The 8,195-nt window shown below is 63.2% G+C and carries 7 protein-coding genes and 1 pseudogene; 1 reads left to right on the plus strand and 7 read right to left on the minus strand.

Annotated elements, in window-relative coordinates; genetic code table 11:
* Positions 1 to 120 (plus strand): annotated as a pseudogene (locus tag KRR26_RS35760) (IS5/IS1182 family transposase); the annotation flags it as partial.
* Here KRR26_RS35760 and KRR26_RS37950 read toward each other — a convergent pair.
* From KRR26_RS37950 to KRR26_RS35790, 7 genes are all read right to left on the minus strand, one after another.
* Positions 89 to 865, minus strand: coding sequence for an IS3 family transposase (locus KRR26_RS37950; protein WP_407931763.1), 777 nt, complete (start codon positions 863 to 865; stop codon positions 89 to 91). The pseudogene KRR26_RS35760 and the gene KRR26_RS37950 overlap by 32 nt on opposite strands.
* A gap of 565 nt (positions 866 to 1,430) precedes the next feature.
* Positions 1,431 to 1,943, minus strand: a complete 513-nt coding sequence (locus KRR26_RS35765; RefSeq protein WP_217082095.1) for a Mov34/MPN/PAD-1 family protein — start codon at positions 1,941 to 1,943, stop codon at positions 1,431 to 1,433.
* Positions 1,940 to 3,802 carry a HesA/MoeB/ThiF family protein gene (locus tag KRR26_RS35770; protein ID WP_217082096.1) on the minus strand — a complete coding sequence of 621 codons (1,863 nt, stop codon included), beginning with the start codon at positions 3,800 to 3,802 and terminating at the stop codon, positions 1,940 to 1,942. The genes KRR26_RS35765 and KRR26_RS35770 overlap by 4 nt, the downstream gene beginning before the upstream one ends.
* A complete protein-coding gene (locus KRR26_RS35775; protein ID WP_217082097.1) occupies positions 3,799 to 4,941 on the minus strand; it encodes an SMODS domain-containing nucleotidyltransferase in 1,143 nt (380 codons plus the stop codon). Before KRR26_RS35775 ends, KRR26_RS35770 begins: the two co-directional genes overlap by 4 nt.
* Before the next feature lie 11 nt (positions 4,942 to 4,952).
* Positions 4,953 to 6,461: an SAVED domain-containing protein gene (locus KRR26_RS35780; protein WP_217082098.1), complete on the minus strand. Its 1,509-nt coding sequence runs from the start codon at positions 6,459 to 6,461 to the stop codon at positions 4,953 to 4,955.
* A gap of 44 nt (positions 6,462 to 6,505) precedes the next feature.
* The gene (locus KRR26_RS35785) at positions 6,506 to 7,279 is read right to left on the minus strand and encodes a hypothetical protein (protein WP_217082099.1); all 774 of its coding nucleotides are present in this window, start codon (positions 7,277 to 7,279) and stop codon (positions 6,506 to 6,508) included.
* A gap of 506 nt (positions 7,280 to 7,785) precedes the next feature.
* Positions 7,786 to 8,195: integrase core domain-containing protein (locus KRR26_RS35790; protein ID WP_217082100.1), on the minus strand; the 410-nt coding region annotated here is incomplete at its 5' end.

Here is an 8,195-nt window from a genome sequence, read left to right on the forward strand (position 1 = left end):
TGGCTCAACCGCTTCCGACGTCTGCTGGTGCGCTGGGAGAAGCGAGAGGACACCTACGTCGCAATGCTGCACTTTGCGCTGGGCATCATCACTTGGTTCCACGCGCTCCTACCGAAATAGGTTCTAAATGGGTAAGCGTGGCGCGAACGCCCTCGGAGTAGAGCTTGTCCCTATCTCGGTGCAAGTACCTTGGAACACTGGCCCAGGGAAAGGCCTCGCGCAACTGCTGCTTCGTCCATTCTTCCGTCGGGTGCGCTGTCACATTGAGGTGGAGAATTTGCCTGTCTCGGTGACTCACAACCACAAATCCCAACAGCACTCCAAACGTCGCAGTCGGAATGACAAAGAAGTCCATTCCCGCGGACTCTGACAGATGCAAGCGTAAGAAGCTCCGCCACGAGGGCGATGGTTTCGGCGCTCCCCTTCCAGGTCTGGGCATGTACCGAGCGACCGTTGTCTGGCCTACTTCCATCCCCAGTTTCAACAACTCCCCATGAATACGCGGGGCACCCCATGTCGGGTTAGATTCAGCCATGCGCCGAATCAACGCGCGCAGTTCCGGAGTTGCCCGAGGCCGCCCCACCCGACTCCGGGACTTCCATCGCCAGAAGAGTCGAAAGCCCATCCGATGCCACTTCACCACTGTCGCAGGCTGCACCAAGCACAGAGGCCTCCGCCAACCCTGCCAGAGGCGTTGGAGAACCACCCAGAAGAGGCGGTCGCCCCGCGCAAGCCGCGGTGACGCGCGCTTCTCACGGAAGACTGCGAGTTGCTGACGAAGAGCCAGGTTCTCCAGCACCAGCTCCGAACGGCTCAGCAGGGCCGAGTGCATCGTCTCGACCAGCGCCTTCACGAAGACCCGCATCTTGCCATTCTTGCCTTGCCGGCCGTAGCTGGCAGGCCAGAATTCTGCCGCATCCCGTCAAGAGCTGCATGACCACACAGAGGCGCCTGCGCACGCTCACCCACCTTCGCCCCTTCCATCCCCGGCATTCTTCGGACCCCATCTGGAGGGCTGTGCATGCAATGACGCGTTCGCTGACGCACGCTTCTCACCGGACCCGAATATCCGGTAGCCACACCTCCACCCTGGTGTGGACCTGGGGGCAACAGGCTGCTGGCGCCTCCGGCTGTGGAGCCGGACGCCGGGCTGGACTTCTACCGTGAGCAGACTGCCGCGCTGCGCATCGGCTGCGGCATTCCTCGGGCAGCGGCCCGGACGGGATGCTCCCCTGCCGTCACTTCAGAGGCAGCTCGGCGCCTGCATGCTGTAGGTGTAGGAGGACGCCGCGACTAACGAGATTCGCCATCTCAGCAGCGCTAGGACGTTCGTAACGCGTGGGCCAAGAACGGGGCAGGTCAACCACACGCCGGGCCAGAGGGTGCCCGGGAGGAAGTCAACACGCTCTTCGGGCGCCCCTTCCGCAGTTTCACTTTGCATCAGCGGCTCCAACCCAAGGCAAGAGTTCCAATGGGGCGCAGCCCGCTGGGCAGACGAACGCACGGAGCGAACGCCACCCATCTTGCTTGCCGGTGCCAACGATGAGCAGCAACGGTTCCTTACAGTCGTACTCCTTGGCGTGACTGATCTTGAGCATCTGTTCGAAGTCGTCGCCGCTCGGTTCGACGTGGGCCACGGGATGGAAGTGCCACTCGCCGACGTAGTACGTGCGCTCCTTCGCCCGCCACTTATTGCCGAGCATGTCGCCGAGGCCGCTCACGCCCCGCACGAACCAGGCGCGCCCGCGAAGCGAGTCCGACGGTGGCGGCGTCGCCTCCCGCACGATCGCCACCGAGAGCTCGTCCGAGTAGCGGCCGATGAGGATGCCGCCCGTCTCGGAAGCGCGTGCTTCGCGGCAGAGGCGATCTAGAGCGCGGAGCACCGGCGCCTGAAGCTGCACGGCGAAGGTGCCGTCCGCGGTCTTCCCTCTCCAGTCCTTCATGACGCCTTCGCATCCACGCTGGGCGGGATGGCCTCAGGGACGAATCCCTGGAAGCCGTCGTCGGAACCACTCTGTGCGAACACCCGGAAGCGAGGCGCGCGCGGCCTCTGCGCGACGAGCGTCTCAAGCTCCTTCACGCACGTTGCGGCAGCCAGCACCACGTCATCGTGGCGAGCCGGGAACAGCGGCGACCAGCACCCTGCTCCCTCGAGGACCTCTTCACTGGTTGCCCATGTTGCCGCCTCGTGCTCGATCCACGGACGGAGTTTCAAGGTGAACTCCTGCTGCGGGAATTCGTGGCCGCTCACGCCGAACGAGAAGAGTCTCTTCCCGCCGTAGCCGAGTGAGAACGAAGCGAAGACACGCGGGTTCGACCACCACCCCGTAGCGAGCAACGTTACGACCTCGTCCGAAGCCGTGCAGTCGAGGACGACGTCATAGGGGTCGAGCTGTTCGACGATCGTCTTCACGTCGCCACAGAAAGCCTTGCTCACCTCAACGACGCGAACATCCGGCGAAATCTGCCGCAGTCGCTGCCCAACGACCTGCACTTTGTCCTTACGGATATCGACGAGCGTGGCCACATGTCGGCACACGTTGCCAGCCTCCACATGGTCGTCATCGACGAGGGCGACGTCCGTGACGCCCGCGCGCACAAGCATCTCCGCGAGGAGCGATCCGAGAGCGCCGACGCCGAGAAGCGCGACTCGCAGGTCCCGCACTGCAGTCGGAAGTCGGCCGCGAGCATGGAGACGCTGGGGGCTCCAGTTCTCCGCGTACAAGTACTCGAGCGAAACGTTGTCCGCGAACTTCCCGTATCGGTCGCGGTGCCACCAACCGCGGGCATTCGGGCGAAAGCCACTCGGCGGCTTCCCGGACGCTTCGTTCAGGCGTGGGAGCAGGAGGGCGTCCCAGTGCACCTCAGAAGGCGCCGCGCCAACGCGCAGAGGCACAGGGTAACCGATCAGCAGAACGCTGCTCGGCTTCGCGCCTCGAATCGAGGGGAATAGCCATCGCAGCATTGCGTCGGTATCGAGCCCCATCGCTTTCGCGATCCGTCGAAGCTCTCCCCATGTGCCGGGCGCCTGCCACGGCGGCAAAACAATGGGGTTGGGCAAGAGCCACCAAAAGCCGTTGACGTCGCCTTTCCCGAGATCGCCAAGCTCACGGCCAGCCCATGTGCGGATGGTGGTTCCGCTCTGGTCTTCGAAACGAGATACGCCGAGCGCACCGCCGATGTCAGTGACCGCGCCGAAACGCGCACGGCCGAAGGTACGCTCTCGGCCGCTCCACGCCGCGAACGAAGTTGCGGTCTCGTCGTCCACAACGAGGTGGCGCTCCCACTCTCGCACGGTGGTGTGAGGGCGGTCGGGCAACTCGAACGGTTCACCCTCAGCCAGGAGTTGGTCGTTCGCAGCGTGCTGAAGCCATGCCATCGCACGCTCGACGTGCCACCTGAGTCGCGCATCGACGTCGCCAACTGGATCGCGAACCACGGTTACTCGTCGCTCGCCTCCAAACGGAGAGTCGAGGCACAACTTGCCGCTTCGCCAACCACGTCGCTCGCGGCCAGCCGTGTTCCTCCGTTGGTGCGGGAACGTCGCGGTGAGCCCGCCCTCCGCGGCGGGGTAGAACGAGATAGGGCCGAAGGGATAGTCCCCGTCGATGAGCACGCACCATCTCGTCGACGTTCCGACGAACCGAGCGCCGACATCGCGATGGAGCGACAGTGTGACGACCCAGCGCTTAGTTCTTTCGTCGAACTTCGGCCCATCCTCGACGAGGCACGCATCGATGCCTCGCAGCCCGCGCAGGCCGCGCTCGATCTTGAGCGGTGGAAGGAGGGGCGTTGAGGTCACGCGAAGCGTCCGCTCCCCGGAACGGCCGGTCCCGTCGGCGGCGTGAAACCACGTCGGCTCGACCCTCCCGAACCGCCACCCCCGCATTCCGGCGGCTTCGGAAACTTGCTCCCGAACAGCTCGCGCCAGAGGTTGCCACTCTCCGTTCGGTCCTCCGAGTCGTAGGCGCGCCGCGCGAGGTCTGCGCCCGTCTTTGCCTGGTCGTAGAACTTCTTGAAGTCGTCAGCGGAGATCCGCTTGAAGACGTCATGAGTCGACACGCCGTAGTCAGGAAGGCTCGGCTTGCCACCGGTCAGAACGGTCAGCGCGTACTGCGAGACGATCTTCTCTAGCGTTTTCACGATACCCTCCGCGACGCTCGTAATGCCGTCGGGGCAGCACTCGCCGATGAGCCGCTCGAGCGGAAAGCCCTTCGGGTGCTTCGGCTCCTCGTAGTTCTCGACACGCCACCACTTGATCGCCTTCACGACGTTGACGAAATGACCGTCGGTGCGAGCGGTCTTGTCGCGCGTCCAAGCTATCTGCGCGAGAGGATGCGTGGGCTCCCACTTGTTCGCATCGCGATCAGGGATGTGGAGCGGCTGCGCCTTCCACTCGTCCTGCCCTTTGGCCTCTGCGAGCAGGTTCTTGGCATCGCTTCGGTAGCGCGAACCTAGCGCAACCCACGAACGATGGAGACGCCAGTCCTTCGCCTCTTCGAGGTCATCATCGCTCGTGACGGCATCCGAGCGCAGGATTCCCACTTCGGCTTCAGAGGGAGCCGAGGTGAGAACCAGGTCAAGCTCAACATAGTGCATTTCTATGCCGAACGAGCGGCCTTGCTGCCGCCACTTCCCCTTGTAGTACTTGTTGAGGAAGGGCTTGAACAGGTCCATCGCCTTCGCTGGCGTGTACTCCCGCTCGGAGAGTTTCGTCACGATGATGATGTCGACGTCAGAACGGCGGTCACCTTTCGGACGGATGGCCGTTGCGCGTCGATAGCTGCCCTGAAGGAAGTCTGAGAGGAAGCACTTATTTAGGTCCTCATCAGCGGTCAGCCGATCGCGCAGCGTCTTGTGCCCGGTCTGCAGATCCGAGCGCTGATGCTCGGTCGGTCGAATCTCTTGCAGGAATTCCTTGAAGTCAGTCGGCAGTTCCATTGTAAACCTCGTCATGCCGGCAGGCGAATGCTCGGCGAGTACGAGCCTCCCCGTTCACCTTCGAAATCGAACTCGTAAAGCTGCACCTTTCCCAGCGCTCCTCGATGCTGCCCGAGGAAGAACGCGAGGGCGTTGGGAGCTGCGATGAAGAGATGTATTGTGCCACCCTCCTTGGGCCGGTGCGCGCGCATCACCTCGGCGAGGCTGTCCGCGAGTGCCACGGCGTGGTCAGCGTTTGCGACCGCGCGCTGCCCGATGCCCGATGCGGGACGAGCGTCGACTACCGAGCCGATGGCCGATGAATCATTCGCGTACGCCTTCACGTCGGCGAGTGCGTCTCGGGAGACGGAGACGGCGATCGCCACGTCGTGGCCGCTACCAGCGGGGCTCGTCGTCGTTGCCCACGTGCTGTTCGCAGTGCTCGTCAAGCCTTCGGGCTTCCACACCGACATCCGAACGCCCTTCTGGACGGGGAAGACCTGCGCGCCCGATTTCCGGTCGAGTTCGTAGCCTGCGAGGAACGCGAGTGAGCTGTGGCACTCGAGCAGAAGGCGGTGTTCCTCCGTGCGGAGTGACGAGACGCCCTTCAGAAACGATGCAACGTTAGGCAGGACTACGTTCTGCCAGGAATCTATCGAGCGAAAGTGGCGGCCCTCGAAGTTGCTTGCTACGCAGACGAAGGACGTGCACTCGTCCTCCATGCGCTCCGCGAATCGCATGAAGCTGCGAATGCCCAGTACTGGAGGACCCGATGGTGGCTGTGAAACAAGCAGTCCTTCTCGTTCGCACATCGCGCGGAACGTCTGCCGGTCGAACGAGTTGGTCCCGCTCATGATGAACTGTTGAGTGAGCGAGTCGTAGACATTCTGCGCCTTGTCAACGGGGATCGCTCGCATGCCAACGTTGATGAGCCGCTCGTTGAGCAGGTCCTTGAGCGCGGGACGGCTGAGGTAGTCCACACGGAGCCGAAGTCGACGCGCGAAGTCATCGAAGTCGGCTTCTGAAAGTTCGAGATGCTCGCGCCACGCCTTCCGGATCTTGCCGAGTTCTGAGCGCGCACCCTCGCTGAAGAACCGGTCAGGAAGCGCACCCTCTTCCGACTGACGCAGAAGTGGTCCAAGCTTGTCACTCGAAGCCCACTGCCAGTTGCTGACCAGGTTCAGCCTATACCAGCCGTCGGCGTTGCCCAGCCGAGACCGCGCATCGTGGAAACGCTGAAGCAGCGAACGCGTGGCGCCGATAAATTTCGGGTCGCAGAAGCTCTCGGAGGCGTACTCCGAGCTTCGATCGACGTGGTACTTCACCTGGAAGTAGTCGGCCGCGCACGAACGCCCTCCGGCGTTGATTCCCGGCGACTCGTAGTGAACCGATACGTCGTCGACGCCCGTCGCCTGATCGTGCTCGATTGATACTCGCGTGACCTTCGCCGAGGGTCTGAGGAGCATGGCCGCGTTCAGCCAGAAGACCATCCCCTGGAACACGTCGCCTTCCATCCGTGCTGCGACCTGCTTCAAAGCCATAGAACACCTCAACGTGTAGCTCGTTCGGGGAATTCTCCTGGTCACTACGCGGCTACTGCAACACCGGATAGCCGCGTCCAGAGTGATTTATACTCTGCGGGCACGTACGCACCCGCCGAGGCCCCTTTGATTCGCTGAAACTCGCCCGTGGTTGAGTCCAGCGTCCAGAGTTCAGCCCCCATCTTCGAGATGCACTGGGCGTAAGCGGAGGGCTCAGCCAGCTCGCCGCGGGCGAGCGACGTGCGAGCCAGACACTCCGGCGACATGACAACGCGAACAGAGTCGGCGGCACGTCGATAGTCCGCCACCTGGTCCGCGAGGCGCTCGCATGCCTCGGGTGCATTCTTCAGCTCGACGGCAATCACATTACGCTCGAAGAACGCCTTGCCATATCCAACGAGGTCCGCGCGGCTGTCGCGCACCACGACCTCGCGGGCGACTCGAAGCCCCTCCTTTTGGAGCTGCGCTTCTGTTGGAGCCGTTAGGTCGCTCTCCAGCGAGAAGCCGCCGAAGATGCGGCGGACCAGCGATGCCTCCAACTGCCCACACCTCAGGACAGCCATCGCGACGACGTCAACGGGATGCGGCTTCACCTTCGTGGGCCATGTTGCGACGAAGCAGCGCGCCACCAGAAGTACCTGCTCCTCGAGCACAGCAATAGGCTCTCGCACATAGTCATTAACGTGCTGGTGGCCTAAGTAGCCCATGACTGCGAGCAGCACCTCTTTGGATTTCACAGTTCGCTCCGCAAACTGCCGGCGCGAAAGCCCTCCAAGCCCCCGCCCTTCCCCTGATGCAAACTCGGTCAGCTCGCCCATCGTTAGCCCTCCTGGCGTGAGTACGAGCGTCGGGTAACGTAACAGGGCGGTCCGACATGCCCTCTCCCTCTGGGGAGGTAGGAGAAGGCTGTAGGTCAAAGTAGCGAAGGACCGCCTTCAAGGGTGGCGTGCACCGTTGCGGATATGGGAGCCGCAAGACGGGGCTGAAACTGGGCCTCCGTCATCCCGTGTCCCACCGCCACACCGACTGCGGCCCTCATGTGTGTCTCTATCCCATCCGCCCAGAATCGAGGTGTTGATCCGCCGCGAGGCGCACTCTGGCACTCAAGCGGGTGCGAAGTTCGCGGCGGACCAATCAGTCCCCGATTGGCGAGCTTCTCTACCCATCCACTCGTAACCGCTGGAAATTGCAGCGCCTTCTCCACATCAGAGAGTTCGAATTCTCTAGAGAGAAACAGAGAACGAGTTCGTGGAGGGCACCGTTCGGGGAGCTACTTGAAGGGCCTGTACCGCACCTGATTGTTGAGACACCAGATTGGTAGCAATCAGGCGGCTTGCCGTTGCATGAGTTCTCGCCGGGCCTGAGTCGGCGAGAGGACGTCGTGGCGCTCCAGCAGCCAGTGCTCGTTGTACTGGCGAGCCCAGTCGAGCAGGGCCTGGCGGAGTGCCTCCACGGTTTCGAACGAGCGGACCCAGAGGAGCTGCTCTTTGAGCGTCCGGATGAAGCGCTCGGCACAGCCGTTGCCTTCGGGGCTGCGGACGAAGGACGGACTGGAGTCGGCGCCCAGGAAACGCAGCTCGCGCTGGAAGGCCTCCGAGGTGTACTGGCTGCCGTTGTCGTGGCGGATGGCCAAGCCCGTGGCCACGCCCCGGCCGTATGCCCCGAAGCGAGCTTTGACGCCCTGGCGGATGGGCTCGAGGGCCTCGAAGCGAGTCCCCACCTTGGCGGCGTGGA

The organism is Citreicoccus inhibens (genome assembly GCF_019039035.1).
Taxonomy (GTDB): domain Bacteria; phylum Myxococcota; class Myxococcia; order Myxococcales; family Myxococcaceae; genus Citreicoccus; species Citreicoccus inhibens.

What these genes read in the sequence shown, in the direction of transcription:
- KRR26_RS37950 (WP_407931763.1), bottom strand. Translation starts at nt 865, where the DNA reads ATGCGGGTCTTCGTGAAGGCGCTGGTCGAGACGATGCACTCGGCCCTG.
- KRR26_RS35775 (WP_217082097.1), bottom strand. Translation starts at nt 4,941, where the DNA reads ATGGAACTGCCGACTGACTTCAAGGAATTCCTGCAAGAGATTCGACCG.
- KRR26_RS35785 (WP_217082099.1), bottom strand. Translation starts at nt 7,279, where the DNA reads ATGGGCGAGCTGACCGAGTTTGCATCAGGGGAAGGGCGGGGGCTTGGA.
- KRR26_RS35780 (WP_217082098.1), bottom strand. Translation starts at nt 6,461, where the DNA reads ATGGCTTTGAAGCAGGTCGCAGCACGGATGGAAGGCGACGTGTTCCAG.
- KRR26_RS35765 (WP_217082095.1), bottom strand. Translation starts at nt 1,943, where the DNA reads ATGAAGGACTGGAGAGGGAAGACCGCGGACGGCACCTTCGCCGTGCAG.